This window comes from Agrobacterium sp. LR_9, from assembly GCF_041954855.1.
GTDB lineage: Bacteria > Pseudomonadota > Alphaproteobacteria > Rhizobiales > Rhizobiaceae > Agrobacterium > Agrobacterium leguminum.
Window position 1 is genome coordinate 62,966 of record NZ_JAVAYA010000009.1, and the last position, 21,505, is coordinate 84,470.

The following is a 21,505-nucleotide window of genomic DNA, read 5'->3' on the forward strand; positions in this document are numbered from 1 at the left end:
CGATTGATTCTTTGAGTTTTAAATATATCCAGAGTAAAAAATTTTCATATTTGTGTTATCTAATCTTCCGAGGTGCAAGTTTAGGCAGGGTTGGGAAGACTGGACTTCACCTTTATAGTTTAGCCGGTTGCGCGCCGACATTTTTACGAATTACGGTTTCAGGTTATCATTCCCGGGAAGGAAAATAAAAGCATCTGATGCTCAAACGAATTTCCACCCAGCAACTGACGATTGGCATGTTTATCGAAGCGGTCGAAGGAACGCTTTCGAACCAGGGATTTTTAAAACGACACCGCTTTCTTTTGCGGCACGAGGAATTAATGCGTCAATTGAAATCAAGCGGCGCCGAAAGCATCGTCATCAACACCGCCAGGGGATATGATACCGAAGGCAGCGCGCGTTCTGCGGCTCCTTCGCCGCAACCGGGCAATTGCCCGGAAACCGTCGCCGCCGTTACCCATGCCGTGCGCTCGGCCGCCGATACGATTGCCGAGACATTTGCTTCCGCAGAAGCCGGCGGCGTTGTTTCGCTGAAAGGTATGGCTGCGGCGGCGGGCAAGATTTCCGATGCCGTGCAGTCGAACCCGGCGATTTTCATCGGCGTCACCCGCCTGAAATCGAAAGACGAAACGACCTTCGTGCACTCGGTCTCCGTCAGCGGACTGATGATCCTCTTCGGTAATTATCTCGGACTCGACAGGGGAACGGTCAATCTGCTCGGCATCAGCGGGTTGCTGCATGATATCGGCAAGGTGGAAATCCCTTCATCGATCCTCAACAAGGCGGAAGGGTTGAGCGCCAGCGAGCGGGAAATCATCAATCTCCATCCCGCATTCGGCCGGGATATATTGTCGCGCAACGCGCAGATGCCGGAGATGGTGCTCGATGTCTGCTTCAATCATCATGAGCGGATGGATGGCGGCGGTTATCCGAGCGGCCGTGCGGGCAGCCAGATCAGCCTCTATGCGCGTATCGCGGCGATTTGCGACGTCTATGACGCCATCACCTCGGTCAGGCCCTACAAGAAGCCGTGGACGGCGAATGAGGCGCTGACCTGGATGCTGCGGCGGGAAGGGCACTTCGACACGCAGCTGCTGAAGAAATTCGCGCTGTGCATTTCCGCCTCGCTGCCGAGGGGTTAGTTGCCCAAGATGATCGCCATGTTCAGGCTGTCGATGTAACGCCCGTCGATCAGAACGGCATCACGGCCCCGGCCTTCATGCACAAAACCGATCTTTTCATAAAGCGCGATTGCTCTCGCATTGTCGGCATGCACGCTCAGTTCCACACGGTGGAGCCCGCATTGACGGGCGGCATCGAGCGTCTGCCGCATCAGCCGTCCACCCAGCCCCTTGTCGCGATAGGCCGGCAGGATGCCCATGCCGAGGGTGCCGCAATGGACGCGGGTGTCTCTGCTCTGGCGGCGGATATCGCACCAGCCGACAACGGTGTTATCGGCAATCGCCACGAATTGCGGATGGTCGTTTTCGATCATGTCGAGAACGAAGGCGCGGACCGAATCGAGCGGCGGCGCCTTCAGGAAGCTCAGATATTTCCGCTCACGCGACACCGCATCGAGAGCACGGTGAAAGCTCTCAACGTGTTCCGCCCGGATGGGTTCGATGCTGATGGCGTCGGCAGCAGCCATCATGCCGCCTTCGTCTTCGCCTTGCGGGTCAGATGCACCACGACGTTTTCGATCATGCGCATGCCGGCGTCCTGGCCGAGCGTCATGATCGATTCCGGGTGGAACTGAACGGCGGCCACCGGTTCTTTGGCGTGTTCGATGCCCATGATCGTGCCGTCCTCGCTTTCCGCGGTGATGATGAAATCACGCGGAAGGGTGGAGGGGTCGGCGAAGATCGAGTGGTAACGGCCGACGGTTACTTCCTTGCCGAGGCCGGAGAAGACGAGACCCGGTTCCAGCACGCGGATGCGTGAGGGCTTGCCGTGCATCGGCACCGCAAGCTGGCGAAGCTCGCCGCCATACGCTTCCGCCAGCGCCTGAAGGCCGAGGCAAACGCCGAAGATCGGCAATTCGCGGGCGCGGGCGGCCTTGATCGTCGCCTTGCAGTCGAAATCCGTCGGGCTGCCCGGTCCGGGAGAGAGCACGACGAGATCGGGCTGGAAGCGATCGAACACCTCTGCCGCAACCGGCGTTCTGACGGTGGAGACGGTCGCGCCCGTCTGGCGGAAATAATTCGCCAGCGTGTGCACGAAGCTGTCTTCGTGGTCGACGAGCAGGATCTTCACACCGGTGCCCACCTTGGCGGCGTCGCGCTTGGTGGAAGCGGCGTTGGTGGCTTTCGCATCGCGAATGGCGGCGATCATGGCGGATGCCTTCAGCTCGGTTTCGGCTTCTTCTTCCTGCGGATTGGAATCGTTGAGCAGCGTTGCACCCGCACGCACCTCGGCAATGCCGTCCTTGATGCGGATGGTGCGCAGCGTCAGGCCGGTATTCATGTCGCCATTGAAGCCGACCATGCCGATGGCGCCGCCATACCAGGCGCGCGGGCTCTTTTCATGGCCCTCGATGAAGCGCATGGCCCAGAGTTTCGGCGCACCGGTGACGGTGACGGCCCAGGCGTGGCTGAGGAAGCCGTCAAAGGCGTCCATGTCATCGCGCAGGCGGCCTTCGATGTGGTCCACCGTGTGGATGAGGCGCGAATACATCTCGATCTGGCGGCGGCCGATGACCTTTACCGAACCCGGTACGCAGACGCGGCTCTTGTCGTTACGGTCCACATCCGAGCACATGGTGAGTTCGGATTCGTCCTTCTTCGAATTGAGCAGTTTCAGGATCTGCTCGCTATCGGCAATCGGATCGTCGCCGCGCTTGATGGTGCCGGAAATCGGGCAGGTCTCGATGCGGCGGCCGGAGACACGCACGAACATTTCCGGCGAGGCGCCGACCAGATATTCCTGATGGCCGAGATTGATGAAGAAGGAATAGGGCGAGGGATTGATCGCCTTCAGGCGGCGCGAAATCGCCGATGGATTGCTTTCGCAACGCTCCATGAATTTCTGGCCGGGAACGACCTCGAACAGATCGCCACGGCGGAAGCTTTCCTTGGCCTTCACCACCAGTTCGGAATATTCACCGGGACGGTGATCGCCCTTGGGCGGGATCGTATCGGTGGTCTTGAAGGGATCGGGCGTAATGTCGGAGGACTTGCCGTCCGTCGTCACGCCGCCCTTTTCGAAATCGTAACGGTCGATCCAGGCCTTGGCGGAGTAGTGGTCGACGACGAGGATTTCGTCCGGCAGAAACAGCACCATGTCGCGCTGGTCTTCCGGGCGCGCCAGCGACAGCTTGATCGCGTCGAACTGGAAGGCGAGATCGTAACCGAAGGCGCCGAAGAGGCCGATGGCCGAATCCGCATTCGAATAAAAGAGGTCGACGATGGCGCGCAACGCCGTGAAGACGGTCGGGATTTTCGAACGCTCTTCTTCGGTAAAGACGCGGTCCGGCTCGTTGACGGTGAGATCGAGACGGCGCGTGGTGGAAGCGCCAAGCGTGAGATCGGGCGTTGCCTTCAGCTTTTCGGTGATGAAGGAAAGCAGCACTTCGCCACGGCCATTATAGGCCTCGATCCACATCTTGCGGCCGAAACAGGAAATGCCGAGCGGCGGGTCAACGATGGCCGTATCCCAGCGGGTGTAACGGCCCGGATATTCGTAGTTGGACGAAAAAACCGCGCCGCGATGGGAATCGAGCTTTTCGATATAATTATCGATGGCGCTGGCGTAATCGGCGGGCCGACGCTTTCGGCTGACCTTGATGCCGCCTTTCGTCTCGTAGGTTTCCGCTCCGTCATCCTGAATGATCGTTACCATTTCTCTCATACTTCCCGTTGTTCAGGCCCGATGACAGGCGGCACAATAACAAAAAAGCCGCCTGAAAATTCGGGCGGCTTGGACTTTGTCTGAAGACATGACTGGTCAAGGCCGCGAAAAGCTGCCCCACCACCAGTTAGCAATGTTCTTAGACACGATGTTCATGGGAAAATTGTTAGCGCGCACGATCCGCCTTGGCAAGCGGATTTCGGTGAGGGAATGAACCTTACGGGCCGTGGCGGCGTTGCACTCCTGCCGAAACGGTCAGGAGTGCCCCGAAAAATGCTTCATCGCCTGTGTCTTCTGGTAACCACCCTCGCATTGATTTCCGCCTCTGAACCGCCGGCGCAGGTGCCGGTGCCGCAACCGAAACCGGGTGAGGGGCAATCCGCCACCCCTGCGGAAAAGCCATCGGACGAGCCGCCGCAAAGCCCGGTGGAAGCGCCGAAACCAGCCCCGAAACCGCAGGTCCCGGAAGAGGGGAAACCGGATGACGGCAAGACGCCGGCAGACAAGGGGTCCGATGACAGCAGGAAAGGCGTCGAAGGCAAGGCGGGGGAGGGCAAAGAGGATGGTGAACAACGCAAGCCGGATGTTGACGCTGCAAAACCGGAAGAGAAGCCGCCGGAGCCGGTGAGGCCGGAAGACCCGGCCGCGCTTCAGGCATGCCTTGGCGCGTTGAAGGATATCGGCGCGGAATTCAAACAGCTCGAACCGATCCGCGATGCGGAGCAGGGCTGCGGCATCGAAGCGCCTGTCGAGCTTTCCGTGGTTCTGCCCGGCATCAAGCTGGAACCTTCGGGGACCATGCGCTGCGAAACCGCGCTCGCGCTTTCCCGCTGGACAAAGGAAATGATGCTGCCGGCTGCGGCTCTGGCTATGCCGGAGAAAAAGGTGACGGCCATCGCCAATGCCTCGACCTATATCTGCCGCAACCGCAACAGCGCGGAAAACGGCAAGATTTCCGAACATGCCAAGGGCAATGCCGTCGATATTTCCACGATCGCCTTCGATAAGGGCGAGCCGCTGGTGATGAAGCCGCGCGGTGAGGACGGAACGCCGGAAGGCGCTTTCCAGCGCACGATTACCGCCGCAGCCTGCCTGTTCTTCCGCACGGTTCTTTCCCCCGGCAGCGACGCCACCCATCAGGACCACCTGCATCTCGACGTGCTGGAGCGAAAAGGCGGTTATCTCTATTGCCGCTGATAAAAAAGGGGCGACCCGAAGGCCGCCCCGACTGGAGATGATGTTTCTGCCCGGTTTTAGAATTTCTGGGTCAGAGAGATTTTGAAGGTGCGACCCGGCTCTGAGTAATATTCGTTGGCCTGCGAGCCGGCGGTGCGTGCCGTGGCGTAATCGTAATAGGTCTTATCGAAGACGTTGTAGATGCCCGCGTTGAGGCGAAGGCCCTTGATCTGATCCGGTTCGTACCACGCCGTCAGATCGACGAGGCCGTAACCCGGCGCGGCGAAATAGGTTCTCTGACCGTTGGCGACCACATCCCTGCCACGTCCGCCATTGGCGGCGATCCAGTCGATGCCGACGCCCCATGTTTCGGTGTCGTAGGCGGCGCTGATGACGCCTTTCAGCGGCGAGACCGACTGCAGGAAGCTGCCGTCGTCCAGGTTCTTGCCGTTGGCGTAAGCCAGACCGGCACGCAGGCTGAAGCCGTTGTCGAAGCGTGCATGCGCCGACAGTTCCGCACCGTAGATGCGGGCACGGTCGAGGTTGACGCCGCGCGTGATGCCGCCCTGGCGATAGTTGTTCAGGTTATAACCGAGCGCCGCCGCCTGCGCCGGCGTCAGGCTGACCGTATCGATGAAGTTCCTGTAGCGGTTATAAAACAGGTTGATACGTCCGCCGAGATCCTCGTCACCGAGATTGGCGCCGATTTCGATGCCGTTGCTGGTTTCCGATTCGAGGGCGGGATTGCCGAGGCGGAGATAGGTGCCCGGACCGCCGAACACGCTATACAGCTCGCCGGCATTCGGCGGCCGGAAGCCCATGGCCCACTGGGCGTAGAGTTCCACCTTGTCGGCAACGTCGTAACCGGCGCGCAGCTTCGGTGAAACGGCCACGTCGTCGAATTCGCCCGGAAGGGCGGGGCGGTTGGTGTTGCGGGCATATTCCGCCGTCATTTCCGGCGTATGCTGCACCCAGTCGAAACGCAGGCCCGGGGTCAGCGAGAAGCCGGTCTGACCGAAACCGATCTCGTCATCGACGTAAAAGCCCACGCGGCTGGTTTCCACCTTCGGCGTGTCCGCCTGGTTGGTGTGAAGGTTTGCGCAGGCCGAGAAGGCGCCCGTATAGGGCAGCCGGCAATTATCGCGGCCGGAGGAATATTGTTCGGACGTTGCGCGCGAAAGGTCGAAGCCGAAGGTGACGTTGTGGTCAAACTGGCCGGTTTCCAACTTCTTCTGCACGGCGCCGACGAGGCCGAAGCTGTTTTCCTCATAATCGTTCAGACGGCTGATGTTGCCAACAACTGTCGTCGAGCGGAAGCCGTTGTAACCGGTCTCGCGGGACTGCTTCTGCCAGTAAAGCGATGCCCAGGCGCTGTCGAGCGGACCATCCGTGCTGGGCGAGTCATAGGAATAGTCAAGCGAGATGCGGTCGCGCGCAGTGGCGTTTCTGGTGAAATAAGCGCCCGGCAGGTAGTTGTCGCGCGGACCGAGCACGGCCGCCTGGTTGATCTTGGAATCGGTGTCCCGGTCGCGACGGAAGCTTTCGGCGGTGAGGCCGATGCGATGCCCGTCTTCCAGCTCCTGGCGCAGCTTGAACAGCAGGTTGTGCTGATCGTAGTCCGAAGGATCGGCCTTGGTGCGGGTCGGACCGTAGGTGTCGACGCTGCCGTTGGTCTTGCGCTCCTTGCCCTTTTTATAACCGCCTTGGAACATGATCGAGGTGTTCTCGATCTTCTTGGCCACGGCGACGGAGGGTTCATAGCTGGTGTCGGCGCTGTCGAAGGTAAATTTGGCAACCCCGCCCCAATCCCGGCCGTCCTGAATGAGGTCTTCAGGCTCGAGCGTCCTCAATCCGAGAACGCCGCCCAGCGCGCCGGAACCCGCGCGGCTGGAATCCGCACCCCGCAGCACGTCCACCGCCGAAAGCGATGAGAAGTTGAAGCTGTCCAGACCGCCAGTCGCGCCGCGCGTTGCGTCGGACAGATAGCGTACCGGAATACCGTCGATGGTAGTGAGAACACGGTCGCCTTCAAGGCCGCGAATATTGACGGCGCCGGTGCTGCGGTTGAACGACACACCGGGCTGTGCGACGCGGCCAAGGTCCTCGATGCTGGTGATCTGCTTGTTTTCTATCGTCGCGGCGGTCGTCTGCGTCGCAAGCGGGGTATCCGCTGTGGCGCTGCCGCCCTTGACGCGCTTGCCCTTGACGACGATCCTTTCAAGCGTGGTGGCCTCGTCCGCTTGCGCCGCGGCGTCCTGGGCCCGCGCGGGGCCGGCAAGCGGCAGAAGAGAGATGGCAGTGCACAGAAGCAGCGCGGAATGCGTGCGCGAAATGGACATTAATTACCCCCAGGTAGGCGCGCGAATGGGCCACGGCGTGCAAAAGCACGCCGCGCTTGCCGCCGCGGCTGAAACTGTTTTGATTGTTACGGGCGAGCCGATAAGCGAGGACTAAAAAACATGACGATAACTGTCAACATATTATATATGACTTTTTGCATCATGTTTTAAAGCATAACAGTATGTTGCAAAAATATGACGCTTATCCGCTCTCGACCCTCATTGGTGAATGGGGTGTGAAAACGCCACGGTACGGTCAAAGTCCCGACATTGCCGCTTGCTAGGATATTCGCAGCCAGTTTACATGGCGAAACAAACCATGCCCCAACAATAAACAGATTATTAATCGGATACGGAAATGAAGTCTCTTGAACTGCTCGTCGAGCGGATCATCCTCTCCAGCCGCTGGCTGCTCGTCGTTTTTTATCTCGGGCTCGTCGCGGCACTGGCGGTTTATGCGTTTTCCTTCGCGCTGAAGTTTCTGAAAGTTGCGAAGAACGTTTTCACCTACGACGAAGCGGACATGATCCTCGCCATGCTGGGTCTGATCGATGCGGCGCTGGTCGCCAGCCTGATCGTCATGGTGATGATTTCCGGTTACGAGAACTTCGTCAGCCGCTTCGACGATGCCGATGCCGAGGTTTCCTTTCTGGGCAAGCTCGATTCCGGCAGTCTGAAAATCAAGGTCGCATCGTCGATCGTGGCGATCTCGTCGATCCACCTGCTGCAAATCTTCCTCAACGCCAGTCAATATTCGGACAGCAAGCTGATGTGGTTCACCATCATCCATCTGGCTTTTGTCGTCTCGGCGGTCATGCTTGGTTTTCTGGAAAAACTGATGGCCAAGCCGAAGGACAAATCCGAAAAGCCGGTGCTTTGATCAGGATGGTCCAGCCGATATGAAGGTCGTAACCCCGTTCTGGCCAAGCCGCATGTTTTACGCTCCGGGCGCTGCGTCCCGGCGTGTCGAGGGTGCGTGAATGGTGAAGACGGAGCGTCAGGCCAGACTTTGCGACGATCTGTCGGCTGCGGCCGACAAATCCCAATGGCTGGAGGCCCTGCGGGAAGTGATGCGCGCCTTCGGTTACGCCTATGTGACCCTTTTGCGCTTGCCCGGCGGCCAGAATGCCTATGCCTTGCCAACGGTTGTCGAAAGCAGCCTGCCCATCTGGGTCGTGAATGCGATGACCCGGGACGGCGCGCTTGGGGAGTGTCCCGTCATCAAGCGCGGCGCGTCATCGATGATGCCGCAATATTGGTCGCTGCAGGATCCGGATATTGCCTGCGGACCGCTGGTGGATGCGGCGGCCTCGCTGAGCAGCATGGGCATAACGTCCGGTCTGATGGTGCCGGTGCATGGCATGTACGGCAACCGGCATCTGATGAATTTCGCGGGCGATCGCGATATCCTGCCGCAAGCCGCGCTCAACGAGCTGGGCATGATCGTGCTGCATGCGCTGGAAGTCTATGACCGGCTTTGCCGCACCAACTCAAAAGGTCCATCGCCTTTGACGAAGCGGGAACTAGACGTCGTGCGCTGGACGGCGCAGGGAAAGACCTCCGTGGAGATCGCCGAGCTTCTGTCCATCTCGGAACATACCGTCAATGCCTATATGAACAACGCCATCCGCAAGCTCGACTGCGTCAACCGCACCCAGCTGGTGGCCAAGACCATACGCCTTGGCCTGATAGACTGATCGACCCTGTCGTTCCCGGCAGATCTCGCCTTACCGGTCGAGAACCGAGCGAAGCTCGACGAGATTCGAGCGGACCCGCAAAACGTAAAATCCCATGGTGGCGAGGTGCGAGGGCATGATCCAGCCGCTTTCCTCACCATTGGAAATGATCGCCGGCTGGATGCGCAGGGCTGCGCGGGTCTGCAACAGCGTGTCGTTCCACAGGTTGGTCAGGTTACGCTCGCGGATGACCTGCGCGAAGTCCGATCCGGCGGCGGAAAGCACGCCGTAATAACCGTAGAGCTGGCCATAGGCGAACCAGAAGCGGTCGTCGGCACGGGTATCGAACCAGCCGCCGTTATAATTTTCCGAGCGTTCGCGCAGAATTGCCGACGTGGAGCCGATATCGCCGGCGATACGGTCGATGAACTGGATGAGGTTGTCGGCGCGGGTATCGAAGACGGCCTTGCAGGCGGCGAGTTCGCCATTGAAGGCCTGGAAGCTGCGGATGGCGGCGCGGTAATAGCTGGGGGTCGGGGTCTTCGGGCCGAAGGGATCGAGACCGAAATACCAGGAATACTCGCTGAACTGCATGTTGCCGCGCGCTTCCTGGAGATTGTTGTTGATGCCGGAGGTTCCGCGCACGCGGCCGAGCGTATCCACAAGTTCCACCGAGGTGCGGCGCACGGCCTGGTTTACACCACGCTGGAAAGACGCCTTGTTGTCCAGAAACGGCGTGCTGTCCCAGTCCATGCCGAAAAGGCCGAGACGATAGAGCAGCATGGAGGAAATCCACGCGTTCTGGTTGACGTTGAAATCGGTGAGATCGGCGGCTGCGTCGACGATGGCCGAACGCTGGCAGACCGGCGCGGATGTGTTTGCGGCGGCGCCCGTTGCGCCACCCGCCGGGGCGGCGGCCGGCAATTCCTGCCCGGCAGGCACGGTGCGCTCTTCAAGCTTGTAGCGCGCGACGTAATCCGGGTCGAAATTCGTCCAGACCTGGGTTTGCCAGATGAAATATCCGTAGAAGCCGGCAAGAAGAATGACGATGAGGGCGATCGGGCCCTTGATGAGCCAGTTGCGGCCGCTGTACCAGCCGTGGGCGGCCATGAAGGGCCACAGAAGCCAGGCGACGAGAAGACCGGCGGCCCTGCCGATGGCGCTGAAGGCTGCCTGAATCAAAGCGGTGATCCGGTCGATCATGTCGTCATAGTCTCCTCTGCCCGTGGGGCTGGACGCCGGAAGAAAAACACGCGGGCCATCCGCGCCCTTCGGCGCTTCGTACAAACCGCGGTCATTTACTGTCTTCCAGATATGTCCCGGTCAACCGGGATACAACATGATTGCGAAACTTTTCTCAACCTGCGGTCCGCGCCGGCCATTATGGCTTTCCACACCGATTGTGGAGGAACAGCCGCCGCGGAACCGAAGGGATATGTCCTCAAAGGCCGAGCTTGGCGATCTCGTCGTTCAGCCGGTCGCGCGCCTTTTTCGGCAGTTTGCCGTTCTTGACGGCGTCCAGATTGGCCGGCGCGGCATCGCCGACGACAACGAGCGCGATCATGCCCATGCCCAGATGCGGTGTGCATTTGACGACGTAGGCGCCTTCCTTCTCGACCGTCAACTTCACCGTCTCGTTCATCTTGCCCTTGAAGTCTGCGACACCCTCGGGGATCATGTCCTTCACGGCTGCCGCATCATGGCCCTTGTCGACCGGGACGAAGGTAATGACGTCGCCGACGGCGGCCTTGACGGTTGCGGGCTCGAAGACCATCGCCTGACCGTCGCTGCCCTTGTTGAGCATCTTCACTTCGATTTCGGCAGCAAGGGCGGGAAAGGCGAAAAGACCTGCGAGAATGGCGAGGCCGGCGAATTTGGCAGTTCTGTTCTGCATCGTTTTGCTCCTGAGAGAAAGCACATCCACGCGAATGTGTCGCCGTCGTCTTAGCCCAGGAGCGGGGGAGTCATCTTTGCGGAAAATCAAATGCGGCAACCGGACGCAGATGTTCACTCGCCCTTGAACGTCTCCACCCAGTGGCGGCGGCAGAAGGAAACATATTTCTCGTTGCCGCCGACATCGATCTGCGCGCCTTCCGTCACGACCTTTCCTTCATTGTCGAAGCGGGCCACCATCGTCGCCTTGCGGCCGCAATGGCATATGGTGCGGATTTCGCGAAGCTCGTCGGCAATGGCCAGCAGTTCTTTCGAGGCGGGGAAAAGCTTTCCCTGAAAATCCGTGCGCAGGCCATAGGTCATGACCGGGATGTTCAGCCTGTCGACAATGTCGGCAAGCTGCCAGACATGGTGCTCGGAGAGAAAATTGGCTTCATCGATGAAAACGCAGGCGACCGGCGCTTCGGCAGTGAGGGCCGATACCTCGGCGAACAGGTCGGTATTCTCATCGAAGGTCAGGGCGTCGGAAGAGAGGCCAATTCGCGAGGCGACACGGCCGACGCCGGCCCGGTCGTCAAAGGCGGCCGTGAAGATCAGTGTGCGCATGCCGCGCTCCTGATAATTGTAGGATGCCTGCAGCAGCATGGTCGATTTGCCGGCATTCATCGTCGAATAATTGAAATAGAGTTTTGCCATTATCCACTCCCGGAGCACCGTTGCATCATTCCGACGTGCGTTTGAATGCTCCAACCTCTTCAATCGGCACACCGTGCCTTCACAAACCTGTCCCGGTTTTCCAGCCGATGCTGCATCCAGCGTCTTTTGACGGCGAAGACGCGGATTGAAAAGTATGGCCGTTGGAAAAACACAGATTTCTAAGGTCTGCCCTTTTTCGACATTGCACCGCTGAATACCGACATTTTCACCATTTTGTCGCAAACGGTGCGCCAAAGCACGCAAATGCGCGCGAGTTGATTGTGTCCGGCAGATATTGATAATGGCAAGGGAACGAAAAAACAGGGAGCAAGCCATATGTTTGCAAATAGAAGCCGCTGTCTGGCCCTGGCCGCAGCAATCTCCTCCATGACGTTCAGTGCGGCCGGTGCTGCGGAACCGGCAAGCTGTGGCACAGTGCGCTTTTCCGATGTGGGCTGGACCGACATCACCGCCACGACGGCGACCGCCACAGTGCTTCTGAAAAGCCTTGGCTATGAAACCGACGTCAAGCTTCTCTCCGTACCCGTTACCTACACATCCCTGAAAAACAAGGACATCGACGTCTTCCTCGGCAACTGGATGCCGACCATGGAAGGCGATATCGCGCCTTATCGCGAAGACAAATCCGTGGAAACGCTGCGGGAAAACCTGACCGGCGCGAAATACACGCTGGCGACCAACGCCAAGGGCGCCGAACTCGGCATCAAGGATTTCAAGGACATCGCTGCCCACAGCGCCGATCTCGGCGGCAAGATCTATGGTATCGAGCCGGGCAACGACGGCAACCGACTGATTCTCGACATGGTGGCCAAGGACAGTTTCGGTCTGAAGTCATTCGAGGTGGTCGAGTCGTCCGAACAGGGTATGCTCTCCCAGGTGGCCCGCGCCGAAAAATCCGGCGAGCCCATCGTCTTCCTCGGCTGGGAACCGCATCCCATGAATGCGAATTTCAAGCTGACCTATCTGACCGGCGGCGACGAGGTGTTCGGCCCCAATCTCGGCGGCGCGACGATCCATACCAATGTCCGCAAGGGTTACGTCGAGGAGTGCCCGAATGTCGGCGCCTTCCTCAAGAACCTGCAATTTTCCCTGCCCATGGAAAACGAGATCATGGGCAAGATCCTGAATGACGGCCTTGAGGGCGAGGCGGCTGCAACCGCCTGGCTGAAGGCCAATCCGACGGCGATCGAGCCCTGGCTCGCCAACGTCAAGACCAAGGACGGCAGCGCTGACGCCCTGCCTGCCGCCAAGAAGGCTCTCGGCCTCTAAGCCGCAAGACGATGCATGACTGCATCCGGCCTGCGCGGCAGGCCGGATCAGCGGGAAATAACGATGCCCATGCATGACCTTGCCTGTGAATTTTCAGACATTGAAGGTCATGCGCCAGCACCGCGTCCGGCAGTTCCGCTGCCGGCCGTCATTTCTGCATTGGAGCAATCCCGGTGAAACGGGATGACGATGCTCTATTTCTTTGTTGTCTGCGCAATTCCGGACGCAAAACCGCTCTGCACTTTTGCCGGAATTGTTTTAGTTCACGAAAGGTCTTTTCTTACCGTGGAATGGCTCAGCGCTCCTGAAAACCGCCTGCCCGTCGGCCGATATGCCAAGGAGGCCATTGACTGGCTGACCGGCAATCTCGCTTTTTTCTTCGATTGGCTTTCCTTCATTTTCCAAAGCGTCATCAACGCCCTGCTTTATGTGCTGCAGGCGCCGCATCCGCTTGTCATCGTCGCGATCCTGACGGCGCTTTCCGCCTGGACGCGCCGCTCCGTCGGCATGCCGGTCTTCACGGCGCTCGGCCTGCTGCTCATCATCAATCTGGGCTACTGGAAGGCGACGACGGAAACGCTGGCGCTCGTCATCGCCGCCAGCGCCGTGTGCATGATCATCGGCATACCGCTCGGCATATTGGCGGCGCGGCGCAAGTGGATCTATGCCGGCATGCGCCCGGTGCTGGACCTGATGCAGACCATCCCCACCTTCGTTTATCTGATCCCGGCGCTGGTGCTGTTCGGTCTCGGCATGGTTCCGGGGCTCATCGCCACCGTCATCTTCGCCATTCCGGCCCCGGTGCGGCTCACCCGTCTCGGCATCGTTTCGACGCCGCCGGCGCTGGTGGAGGCGGCCGTCGCTTTTGGCGCCACGCCTTCGCAAGTATTGCGCAAGGTGGAGCTTCCCTTCGCCGCGCCGCAGATCATGGCCGGCCTTACCCAGACGATCATGCTGTCGCTGTCGATGGTGGTCATTTCCGCCCTCGTCGGCGCCAATGGCCTCGGCGTACCCGTGGTGCGCGCGCTCAATACCGTCAATATCGCCATGGGCTTCGAAGCGGGACTGTGCATCGTCGTACTGGCGATCGTTCTCGACCGGCTTTTCCGCCTTCCCGGCGCGGAGGATGATCTATGAGTGACGCCATCATCTTCGGAAATGTCGATATCGTTTTCGGCGACCGGCCCGATGCGGCGCTGCCGCTGATCGACAAGGGCAGCACGCGTGACGAGATCAATGCCGAAACGGGACTGGTTCTCGGCGTCGCCAATGCCTCGCTCTCGGTCAGCGAGGGCGAGATACTCGTGCTCATGGGGCTTTCCGGTTCGGGCAAGTCGACCCTGCTGAGGGCCGTCAACGGGCTTGCGCCCGTGGTGCGCGGCAATGTCGGCGTGAAGACCAAGTCCGGCTATGTAGATCCCTATCGCTCGACGGCGAAATCGCTGCGCGATCTGCGCATGCACACGGTCTCCATGGTCTTCCAGCAATTCGGCCTTCTGCCCTGGCGCAATGTGGCCGACAATGTCGGCTTCGGGCTTGAGCTTTCCGGCGTGCCGGAAGCCGAGCGCAAGCGCATGGTGGCTGAGCAGCTGGAGCTGGTCAATCTCTCCGCCTGGGCCGACCGCAAGGTAGGAGAGCTTTCCGGCGGCATGCAGCAGCGTGTGGGGCTGGCGAGAGCCTTTGCCACCGGCGCGCCGATCCTGTTGATGGACGAGCCGTTCTCGGCGCTCGACCCTCTCATCAGAAGCCGCCTGCAGGACGAGCTTCTGGAATTCCAGAGCCGGCTGAAGAAAACTATCCTCTTCGTCAGCCACGATCTGGATGAGGCCTTCCGCATCGGCAACCGTATCGCCATGATGGAGGGCGGACGCATCATCCAGTGCGGAACGCCGCAGCAGATCGTCAAGCAGCCGGCCACGCCCTATGTCGCGGATTTCGTGCAGAACATGAACCCGATCTCCATGCTGACCGCCGCCGATGTGATGAAGCGTGGGGTGGACGAACGCAACGGGCAGATGACAGTCGCCGCCACCGCCCGCCCGTCATCGCCGCTCATCGATATTCTCGATGCGCTGTCAAAACATTCCGGCGCGATCGGCGTCGTCGACAACGGTGCGATCGTCGGCACGATTTCCGCCGATGAAGTTGTCGCGGGGCTGACGCGTCACCGCAAAAAATAGTGATTCGCCTGTCTGAAAAAGAAAGGGCCCTCCATGGAGGGCCCTTTTTCTGTTTCCAGAAGATCTTTACGGCGCAAGTTATACCTTCCCACGGTAGCAAAGAATATTTTTGATATCACAAGTTATGCATGAAAATAATTACTAATAAAAATCATATTGCAAACTTAGAGAAAATTGCGCAAAGTTAATCTAGATTCTTTAGCTCGCTGCTAAATTTAAGGTGGTAATAGATTGTCACCCCAAAATCCGGCGTCGGGTGTTAAGATTGAGGTGCTCAACTTTTTATCGTTTATTGCTTATAAATACTGCCGCTAATACATGGGTTTATCATCAAATTGACAAAAAACAGGCAAAAAGCTGATAATTTGGTCACAATATTTTAAGTAAATAATCGGTGAAGAATAGTCTTTGAAGGGGACACGATATAAGCAAGATTTAGGTATATACAACGTATCGACTGAATTATAAAAACACCTTTTGGAACACCTATAATAGCCACCATGACCGTCTTTTTCGACTGTCATCAGGAGACTTGAGCGTATGGATAATCAATCTCTGTCGGAACATAGCATCGCCGCTGCAGACTTGCTCTCAGCCATGGCGAATCCCAAGCGCCTGATGATCTTGTGCACGCTGGTGGATACGGAAGTGCCGGTCGGTGTTCTCGCTTCACAGGTTGGTCTCAGCCAGTCCGCTCTCTCGCAGCATCTTTCGAAATTGCGTGCCCAGCGGCTGGTGAAGACACGACGGGATGCGCAGACCATCTATTATTCCAGCAATTCCGAATCCGTGAAAAAAATCCTCGCATCCCTCGAGGAAATTTACTGCCAGGCGCAGAAGAGCAGCAAGACCGCTGCATGAGCCCACGGCCCTGTTAAGGCCCGGCAGCATCACTCGATTGAAACCGGCGTACGACGCCGGTTTTTCTTTTCATTGGCCTTTGCTGCGGGCGCATCCGGCACAAGAATCGGGGGCTGCGTATTGGAGCGCTTTTCAGGCCGGCGCGGCAAGCTGTATCTGCTGCTTGAGGCGGCTTGCCGCAGCCGCATATCCGCCGTCGGCACCATCCACGAAATGCATATGGTCTCGCGAAAGCGGAGACGGAACGATACAGGTCATCAATGCGGCATCCTGTTCGTGCAGGCCGTAATAACAGCTTCCCGAGAGGCGGCCCTGTTCCAGCCGCGCGCGGATTTTTTCGAGCCGTGCGGCGTCGATATCCACCGTCATCTTCAGGCCGTCGTCGAATTTCCTGAAATCGGTGTTGCTCGCGACCGAACGCCGGTAGCGTATCGCATTGAACGGTCCGAACGAGAGCCCCGTCACGCTCAAGAGATTGACGAGCAGGGACTCGCCGAGAACGCGAAACGAGCGGCGCGTCTTGCCCCAGACATCGCGATAGGCAGCGCCGGCACGGGCTTCGAGGCCGAGACCCTCGCGCACGAAACCGAGTTTCGGCCCATCCTCCGGCACGGGGTGGCCGTGTCTTGCGTCCTGTTCGGCGAGATCGACAAGATCGACGACCAGTTGGCGAAATGCCGGCATGTCCCGCGACGGCCCCGGCACGGCGATGATCGACACCACCTTGCCATGGGTGGCAGGAATGGGGTTCCAGCGGCATGAAAGGCCGGTGAGATCGGGGCGTTCGCCCTTTTCGGCTGCCGGCAGGGCATATTGCCCCTCCTTCATTCGCGCTTCCGCCCAACTGTTGCCGCCGCCCGAAAACATGGCGTAGGAAACGTCCTCGCTCGCCTGAAAGCGCGCGACACGAATGTCGAAGCCATTTTCACGAATATCCTCGACGGGAACCAGCGCCACGCGCATGGCAAGATCGAGATCGTCTTTCACCCAGCGCTGTACATTCGAAAGCGCGGTGCGTGCGACAGACAGCCCGTGCGGCGGCACCGCGACGGCAGCGCCATCGCCGCCGAAAACGAAGGGCAGGTCGTGACGGCCGAGACTGTTCGATACGCCCGATATGACCGCCGCACCCGCCATGTTGACGGCCTTGTAGCGGCCGGTGCCGATTGCCGAGGTCGAATCGATGATATCGGCGATAGCCAGCCCCCATCCCGGCGGCAGGGCGCGATAAAGCGCCGGGTCGGCCACGTCTTCAAAATGCCGGAAGACGGGCAGGCCCGTCAGAAATTCTTCATCTGCTGCGATCATGGCGTATTATCCTCCAGCGGCGGCCAAACGCCAAGCGTTTACGGAAGGTCGATGCGTCCATTCACACGGCGCAATCGTAGCCGATCCGGCGAATGATTTACCGCTAATAGAGCTAATCCAGCAAAGTGACTTGCATAAATCATCAAACCTTCCGTATGAGTTGAGTGGAAGGCTCGGAATTCAAAAATGGAACGAGTTTTCGCCGGGAGGCGTCCGATAGTTTCATTCGGTCGGCGCCCCATGGCGCTCACCGGGTCCCGCGACCCCCTTTAAGGAGACACCAGGATGAAACTGAAGACATTGACCAGCGTGACGCTTGCAGCGTCCTTCGCATTCGCACCCCTTGCTCATGCCGAAATCGTCATCGGCCTGATTGCGCCGCTCACCGGTCCTGTCGCCGCCTATGGCGACCAGGTGAAGAACGGCGCCCAGACGGCAGTCAATGAAATCAACAAGAAGGGCGGCATCCTCGGCGAACAGGTCGTGCTGAAGCTTGCCGATGACGGCGGTGAGCCGAAGCAGGGCGTTTCCGCAGCCAACCAGCTGGTTGCCGAAGGCATCCACTTCGTCGTCGGTCCGGTGACGTCCGGCGTCGCCATTCCGGCATCGGATGTCTTTGCCGAAAACGGCGTGCTGATGGTAACGCCGACGGCGACCGCGCCGGGCCTGACCAACCGGGGCCTTGCCAACGTTTTCCGCACCTGCGGTCGTGACGACCAGCAGGCCGAGGTTGCGGCGAAATATGTTCTCGCCAACCTCAAGGACAAGAAGATCGCCATCATTCACGACAAGGGCGCTTACGGCAAAGGTCTGGCGGACGCCTTCAAGACCACGCTGAATGCCGGTGGCGTGACCGAAGTTCTCTACGATGCGCTGACACCTGGCGAAAAGGATCTCGGTGCGCTGACGGCCCGTCTGAAGTCCGACAATGCCGACATCGTCTATTTCGGCGGTTACCATCCGGAAGCGGGTCTTCTGGTGCGCCAGTTGAAGGATATCGGTTCCAAGGCTGCCGTCATCGGCGGTGACGGCCTGTCGAACAGCGAGTTCTGGAACATCGGTTCGCAGGCTGGCGAAGGCACGATCTTCACTAACGCTTCCGACGCGCTGAAGAACGACGATTCCAAGGCCGCTGCCGAAGCGCTGAAGGCCGCTAACATTCCGGCGGAAGCCTTCACGCTCAATGCTTACGCTGCCGTGGAAGTGCTGAAGGCCGGCATCGAGAAGGCTGGAAGCGCCAAGGATTCCGAAGCGGTTGCCACGGCCCTGAAAAGCGGTGACGCTTTCCCGACCGCAATCGGCAAGGTGACCTACGGCGAAAACGGCGACCTGACCTCGCAGGCCTTCTCGCTGTTCAAGTGGCAGGACGGCAAGATCGTCGCAGCCGAATAAGCTGATCCTACCGGCCGCACCCTGTGCGGCCGGTATCGTTTTACGGCCGGAAAAGGGTTGGGGCAGCATGGGCGATGCCGGGAAGCGGACTGTTGGAGACATCGGCTTCGGGCGGATATTCCCGATCGTCAGAATTTTCGACGAGGCCAAGGCGCGGGAGTTTTATGTCGATTTTCTCGGTTTCGAGGTCGACTGGGAACATCGCTTCGGCGATAATTTCCCGCTTTACATGCAGGTTTCACGGGCCGGAATGGGGCTTCATCTCAGCGGCCATCACGGCGATGCGACGCCGGGCTCCAACATCTTCGCCACCATGCACGGCGTTCACGCCTATCAACAGGAACTGGCGGCGAAAGACTATCGCTTCATGAAGCCGGGCGTTGAAGAACTGCCATGGGGTGATGTGATGGAAGTGACCGATCCGTTCGGCAACCGCATTCGTTTCTGTGAGCAGAAAAGCGGAGAGTGATGTTTTGGGCCTGAGCGCAAGGCCCTTGACCTTGTTCTCCGTTTGAACGATAGAACGCGCAAATAGCGAACCGCGCGCACGGAGACCCCGTGCGCGCGGTTCGTGCGTTTTGGCAATCGGTCATGCAATTCGTTCGCATCCGCACGGGGGCAAAAATGAACAGTGAAGGCAATACGCTGGTCCGGAAGCTCGCATTCTGGAGCATTCCGCTTTCTTTCGGCGTGCTGGGCCTCAAGCTCGTGGCCTGGTGGGTCACGGGCTCGGTCGCGCTTTTATCGGACGGTCTGGAATCGACCGTCAACGTGGTCGCGGCCTTCATCGCCTATTTTGTCATTCGTTATGCGCAGAAGCCCGCCGATGACGACCACCAGTTCGGCCACCACAAGGCGGAATATATTTCCGCCGTCGTGGAGGGCGTGCTGATCGTCGTTGCCGCGCTTCTGATCGTGCAGGAAGCCTGGGGCGGTCTTTTCAACCCGAGGCTGCCGGAAGCACCGGCCCTTGGTCTTGCCATCAATGCGGCGGCGGGTGTCATCAACGCCATATGGGCGACGATCCTGATTCGTGTCGGCAAAAGACACGCCTCACCGGCACTGGCCGCCGACGGCCATCACATCATGTCCGATGTCGTGACCTCGGCAGGCGTTCTCGTCGGCCTCGTTCTGGCGCTGCTGACGGGTTATGCCATTCTCGATCCGCTGCTCGCCATTCTGGTGGCCATCAACATCCTGTTCCAGGGATCCAAGGTCATTCTGCATTCGCTTGGCGGGCTGATGGACCGGGCCGTGGAGCCGGAAGAGGACGAGGCGATCAAGAAGGCCATCGCCGAACATTGCGGCGGCGTCATTGGCGTCCATGATCTGAGGACACGCCGGGCCGGCTCGGCCGCCTTCATCGATTTTCACGTCGTGGTCCCTGCTGTCATGACGGTGCGCGAGGCGCATGATATTTGCGACCGCCTTGAAGATGCCATAAGGGACGTCATACCGGGCGCCAGCCTTGCCATTCACGTCGAGCCGGAAGGCGAAAAGGCGCATGGCGTCAAAGTGATTGTTTGAAAAACAGGAGTTTTCCATGTCCGTGACGGATGTTTCCGGCCTGTCGCAGCTGGGCACGAAGGTCGATACGCCAGAGAGCCCGGAAAAGGCCGTTCTCGAAAAGGTGCCGAACGGCAATGCCGGCACCGATTACGTGGTGCGCTTCACCGCACCCGAATTCACCTCGCTTTGCCCGATGACCGGCCAGCCGGATTTCGCCCATATCGTCATCGACTATATCGCCGGCGACTTTCTGGTGGAATCCAAGTCGCTGAAGCTGTTCCTGCAATCCTTCCGCAACCACGGTGCATTCCACGAGGATTGCTCGGTCTATATCGCCAGGCGGCTGGTGGACCTGTTACAGCCGAAATGGCTGCGTATCGGCGCTTACTGGTATCCGCGCGGCGGCATTCCGATCGACGTCTTCTGGCAGACCGGACCGGTGCCCGAGGGCGTGTGGCTGCCGGATCAGGGCGTTCCCACCTATCGCGGTCGCGGCTGATCCGGCTTCTACGAGATTAAAGGTTCAGGCGAACGAACCGTCGTCGCCTGAATCGAAATCCGCGTCGTCGGCGCTGTCGTCATCGGCCTGCTGGATGTCGTCGTCGTCGTTGTTCTGGGGGCTGGTGTTGTCGCCGTAATAATTATTGATGACGGTTTCCTCGACAGGCGCGTTACCCGCGGCATTGCCACCGCCGAAGGGCGAGCCAAGGCCGAGCGACGACATGTGGCTGCCGAAAATACCGCTCAGCGAATTGGCGAGCAGCATGCCGCCGGCGACACCTGCGGCCGTTCCGAGCGCCCCCTGCAAAAAACCACCGCCGGAAGAACGCCCGAATGCGGCGGGCTGCTGGCTCCAGGGACCGCCGGGTTGCTGGCCGGCTGGCGATCCCCAGGGACCCGCCGTCTGGCCGGCGGTATCGTTGCGCCATGAGGTTTGCGGGGCAGGGGCGGGTGTCGGCGCTGGCGGCTGTGACTGGCCGGTTCCGAAGATGGAACTCAGAAAGCCGCCCTGCGCTGCGGCCTGCGGGGCGCTATTGCCGCTTTCCAGCGCGTGGATACGGTCTTCGAGCTGCTTGATATGGGCTGCTGCCGCCTCCAGACCCTTTTCCTGAACGATCACCGCCTGGGCGAGATAATAAGGAGCTGCGGGCTGATCGCGCACGGCGTCTGCGATCAATGTTTCCGCCTCGCGGTCACGCGGGGTGGCGGATGCGGTTCTGGTCCTGTCGAACAGGGCCTTGAGAAGCTGGCTTTCTTCCGGTGACATATGATGCCTCCTTACCGTGAAGCGAAAATCCACGATAAGGAGGTAGGCCTCAATTCCGGCTTTTCAAAGCAG

At 59.5% G+C, this 21,505-nt stretch carries 20 protein-coding genes; 12 read left to right on the forward strand and 8 right to left on the reverse strand.

All coding sequences use genetic code 11. The features are described 5' to 3' along the window. The first annotated feature begins 197 nt into the window (after window positions 1-197). Window positions 198-1,142: an HD-GYP domain-containing protein gene (locus RAC79_RS12645; RefSeq protein ID WP_065655669.1), complete on the forward strand. Its 945-nt coding sequence runs from the start codon at window positions 198-200 to the stop codon at window positions 1,140-1,142. On the opposite strand, the gene RAC79_RS12650 is transcribed toward RAC79_RS12645, so the two are convergent. Together RAC79_RS12650 and RAC79_RS12655 are read right to left on the reverse strand one after the other, a co-directional pair. After that, a complete protein-coding gene (locus RAC79_RS12650) occupies window positions 1,139-1,651 on the reverse strand; it encodes a GNAT family N-acetyltransferase (RefSeq protein ID WP_174039540.1) in 513 nt (170 codons plus the stop codon). The genes RAC79_RS12645 and RAC79_RS12650 overlap by 4 nt on opposite strands. Continuing rightward, on the reverse strand, window positions 1,648-3,837 hold the full coding sequence (locus tag RAC79_RS12655) for an anthranilate synthase (protein WP_174039539.1): 2,190 nt from the start codon (window positions 3,835-3,837) through the stop codon (window positions 1,648-1,650). The genes RAC79_RS12650 and RAC79_RS12655 overlap by 4 nt, the downstream gene beginning before the upstream one ends. Before the next feature lie 282 nt (window positions 3,838-4,119). Here RAC79_RS12655 and RAC79_RS12660 point away from each other — a divergent pair, with 282 nt between their 5' ends. Continuing rightward, on the forward strand, window positions 4,120-5,043 hold the full coding sequence (locus RAC79_RS12660) for an extensin family protein (RefSeq protein ID WP_174039538.1): 924 nt from the start codon (window positions 4,120-4,122) through the stop codon (window positions 5,041-5,043). A 56-nt stretch (window positions 5,044-5,099) separates the two neighbouring features. Here RAC79_RS12660 and RAC79_RS12665 read toward each other — a convergent pair whose 3' ends face one another. Next, complete coding sequence (locus RAC79_RS12665) at window positions 5,100-7,361, reverse strand: TonB-dependent hemoglobin/transferrin/lactoferrin family receptor (RefSeq protein ID WP_174039537.1); 2,262 nt, start codon at window positions 7,359-7,361, stop codon at window positions 5,100-5,102. 358 nt (window positions 7,362-7,719) lie between these two features. Between RAC79_RS12665 and RAC79_RS12670 the strand changes: the two genes are divergently transcribed. Together RAC79_RS12670 and RAC79_RS12675 are read left to right on the forward strand one after the other, a co-directional pair. Next, complete coding sequence (locus RAC79_RS12670; protein WP_003524933.1) at window positions 7,720-8,241, forward strand: TIGR00645 family protein; 522 nt, start codon at window positions 7,720-7,722, stop codon at window positions 8,239-8,241. A gap of 100 nt (window positions 8,242-8,341) precedes the next feature. After that, window positions 8,342-9,058 (forward strand): helix-turn-helix transcriptional regulator, encoded by a 717-nt coding sequence (locus tag RAC79_RS12675; protein WP_065655674.1) that lies wholly within the window; start codon window positions 8,342-8,344, stop codon window positions 9,056-9,058. A 30-nt stretch (window positions 9,059-9,088) separates the two neighbouring features. Here the strand turns inward: RAC79_RS12675 and RAC79_RS12680 are convergent, their stop codons facing one another. From RAC79_RS12680 to RAC79_RS12690, 3 genes are all read right to left on the reverse strand, one after another. Beyond that, on the reverse strand, window positions 9,089-10,240 hold the full coding sequence (locus RAC79_RS12680) for a DUF2333 family protein (protein ID WP_078051758.1): 1,152 nt from the start codon (window positions 10,238-10,240) through the stop codon (window positions 9,089-9,091). Window positions 10,241-10,478: 238 nt separating this feature from the next. Continuing rightward, entirely contained in the window at window positions 10,479-10,931 is a 453-nt protein-coding gene (locus RAC79_RS12685; RefSeq protein WP_003524080.1) for a pseudoazurin, read from the reverse strand. 113 nt (window positions 10,932-11,044) lie between these two features. After that, window positions 11,045-11,626 (reverse strand): thymidine kinase, encoded by a 582-nt coding sequence (locus RAC79_RS12690; protein ID WP_003524079.1) that lies wholly within the window; start codon window positions 11,624-11,626, stop codon window positions 11,045-11,047. A gap of 387 nt (window positions 11,627-12,013) precedes the next feature. Here RAC79_RS12690 and RAC79_RS12695 point away from each other — a divergent pair, with 387 nt between their 5' ends. From RAC79_RS12695 to RAC79_RS12710, 4 genes are all read left to right on the forward strand, one after another. Beyond that, complete coding sequence (locus RAC79_RS12695; protein ID WP_371259706.1) at window positions 12,014-12,916, forward strand: choline ABC transporter substrate-binding protein; 903 nt, start codon at window positions 12,014-12,016, stop codon at window positions 12,914-12,916. 285 nt (window positions 12,917-13,201) lie between these two features. After that, entirely contained in the window at window positions 13,202-14,053 is an 852-nt protein-coding gene (choW, locus tag RAC79_RS12700) for a choline ABC transporter permease subunit (RefSeq protein ID WP_035240066.1), read from the forward strand. Beyond that, window positions 14,050-15,096 carry a choline ABC transporter ATP-binding protein gene (choV, locus tag RAC79_RS12705; RefSeq protein WP_003524070.1) on the forward strand — a complete coding sequence of 349 codons (1,047 nt, stop codon included), beginning with the start codon at window positions 14,050-14,052 and terminating at the stop codon, window positions 15,094-15,096. Before choW ends, choV begins: the two co-directional genes overlap by 4 nt. Window positions 15,097-15,636: 540 nt before the next feature. Further along, entirely contained in the window at window positions 15,637-15,957 is a 321-nt protein-coding gene (locus tag RAC79_RS12710; protein ID WP_003524068.1) for a helix-turn-helix transcriptional regulator, read from the forward strand. A gap of 132 nt (window positions 15,958-16,089) precedes the next feature. Here RAC79_RS12710 and RAC79_RS12715 read toward each other — a convergent pair whose 3' ends face one another. Beyond that, complete coding sequence (locus RAC79_RS12715) at window positions 16,090-17,265, reverse strand: DUF3095 domain-containing protein (RefSeq protein WP_125146617.1); 1,176 nt, start codon at window positions 17,263-17,265, stop codon at window positions 16,090-16,092. A gap of 285 nt (window positions 17,266-17,550) precedes the next feature. Between RAC79_RS12715 and RAC79_RS12720 the strand changes: the two genes are divergently transcribed. The 4 genes from RAC79_RS12720 to queF all read left to right on the forward strand — a co-directional run bounded on the left by RAC79_RS12720 (window position 17,551) and on the right by queF (window position 20,665). Further along, window positions 17,551-18,657: a branched-chain amino acid ABC transporter substrate-binding protein gene (locus RAC79_RS12720; RefSeq protein ID WP_065655678.1), complete on the forward strand. Its 1,107-nt coding sequence runs from the start codon at window positions 17,551-17,553 to the stop codon at window positions 18,655-18,657. Between the two features lie 67 nt (window positions 18,658-18,724). After that, a complete protein-coding gene (locus tag RAC79_RS12725) occupies window positions 18,725-19,126 on the forward strand; it encodes a glyoxalase superfamily protein (RefSeq protein WP_078051762.1) in 402 nt (133 codons plus the stop codon). A gap of 155 nt (window positions 19,127-19,281) precedes the next feature. Continuing rightward, entirely contained in the window at window positions 19,282-20,184 is a 903-nt protein-coding gene (locus RAC79_RS12730; RefSeq protein WP_080857066.1) for a cation diffusion facilitator family transporter, read from the forward strand. A 16-nt stretch (window positions 20,185-20,200) separates the two neighbouring features. Beyond that, window positions 20,201-20,665, forward strand: a complete 465-nt coding sequence (gene queF, locus RAC79_RS12735) for a preQ(1) synthase (protein ID WP_142845426.1) — start codon at window positions 20,201-20,203, stop codon at window positions 20,663-20,665. A gap of 24 nt (window positions 20,666-20,689) precedes the next feature. Here the strand turns inward: queF and RAC79_RS12740 are convergent, their stop codons facing one another. After that, complete coding sequence (locus RAC79_RS12740; protein WP_142845427.1) at window positions 20,690-21,433, reverse strand: DUF2076 domain-containing protein; 744 nt, start codon at window positions 21,431-21,433, stop codon at window positions 20,690-20,692. Window positions 21,434-21,505 lie beyond the last annotated feature (72 nt).

Excerpts from the sequence above, each read along its gene's own strand:
- RAC79_RS12710 (WP_003524068.1), top strand. The coding sequence starts at position 15,637 with ATGGATAATCAATCTCTGTCGGAACATAGCATCGCCGCTGCAGACTTG.
- RAC79_RS12730 (WP_080857066.1), top strand. The coding sequence starts at position 19,282 with ATGAACAGTGAAGGCAATACGCTGGTCCGGAAGCTCGCATTCTGGAGC.
- RAC79_RS12660 (WP_174039538.1), top strand. The coding sequence starts at position 4,120 with ATGCTTCATCGCCTGTGTCTTCTGGTAACCACCCTCGCATTGATTTCC.
- queF (WP_142845426.1), top strand. The coding sequence starts at position 20,201 with ATGTCCGTGACGGATGTTTCCGGCCTGTCGCAGCTGGGCACGAAGGTC.
- RAC79_RS12675 (WP_065655674.1), top strand. The coding sequence starts at position 8,342 with ATGGTGAAGACGGAGCGTCAGGCCAGACTTTGCGACGATCTGTCGGCT.
- RAC79_RS12645 (WP_065655669.1), top strand. The coding sequence starts at position 198 with ATGCTCAAACGAATTTCCACCCAGCAACTGACGATTGGCATGTTTATC.
- RAC79_RS12685 (WP_003524080.1), bottom strand. The coding sequence starts at position 10,931 with ATGCAGAACAGAACTGCCAAATTCGCCGGCCTCGCCATTCTCGCAGGT.
- RAC79_RS12715 (WP_125146617.1), bottom strand. The coding sequence starts at position 17,265 with ATGATCGCAGCAGATGAAGAATTTCTGACGGGCCTGCCCGTCTTCCGG.
- choV (WP_003524070.1), top strand. The coding sequence starts at position 14,050 with ATGAGTGACGCCATCATCTTCGGAAATGTCGATATCGTTTTCGGCGAC.
- RAC79_RS12655 (WP_174039539.1), bottom strand. The coding sequence starts at position 3,837 with ATGGTAACGATCATTCAGGATGACGGAGCGGAAACCTACGAGACGAAA.
- RAC79_RS12650 (WP_174039540.1), bottom strand. The coding sequence starts at position 1,651 with ATGATGGCTGCTGCCGACGCCATCAGCATCGAACCCATCCGGGCGGAA.
- RAC79_RS12665 (WP_174039537.1), bottom strand. The coding sequence starts at position 7,361 with ATGTCCATTTCGCGCACGCATTCCGCGCTGCTTCTGTGCACTGCCATC.
- RAC79_RS12690 (WP_003524079.1), bottom strand. The coding sequence starts at position 11,626 with ATGGCAAAACTCTATTTCAATTATTCGACGATGAATGCCGGCAAATCG.
- RAC79_RS12725 (WP_078051762.1), top strand. The coding sequence starts at position 18,725 with ATGGGCGATGCCGGGAAGCGGACTGTTGGAGACATCGGCTTCGGGCGG.
- RAC79_RS12680 (WP_078051758.1), bottom strand. The coding sequence starts at position 10,240 with ATGATCGACCGGATCACCGCTTTGATTCAGGCAGCCTTCAGCGCCATC.
- RAC79_RS12695 (WP_371259706.1), top strand. The coding sequence starts at position 12,014 with ATGACGTTCAGTGCGGCCGGTGCTGCGGAACCGGCAAGCTGTGGCACA.
- RAC79_RS12720 (WP_065655678.1), top strand. The coding sequence starts at position 17,551 with ATGAAACTGAAGACATTGACCAGCGTGACGCTTGCAGCGTCCTTCGCA.
- RAC79_RS12670 (WP_003524933.1), top strand. The coding sequence starts at position 7,720 with ATGAAGTCTCTTGAACTGCTCGTCGAGCGGATCATCCTCTCCAGCCGC.
- RAC79_RS12740 (WP_142845427.1), bottom strand. The coding sequence starts at position 21,433 with ATGTCACCGGAAGAAAGCCAGCTTCTCAAGGCCCTGTTCGACAGGACC.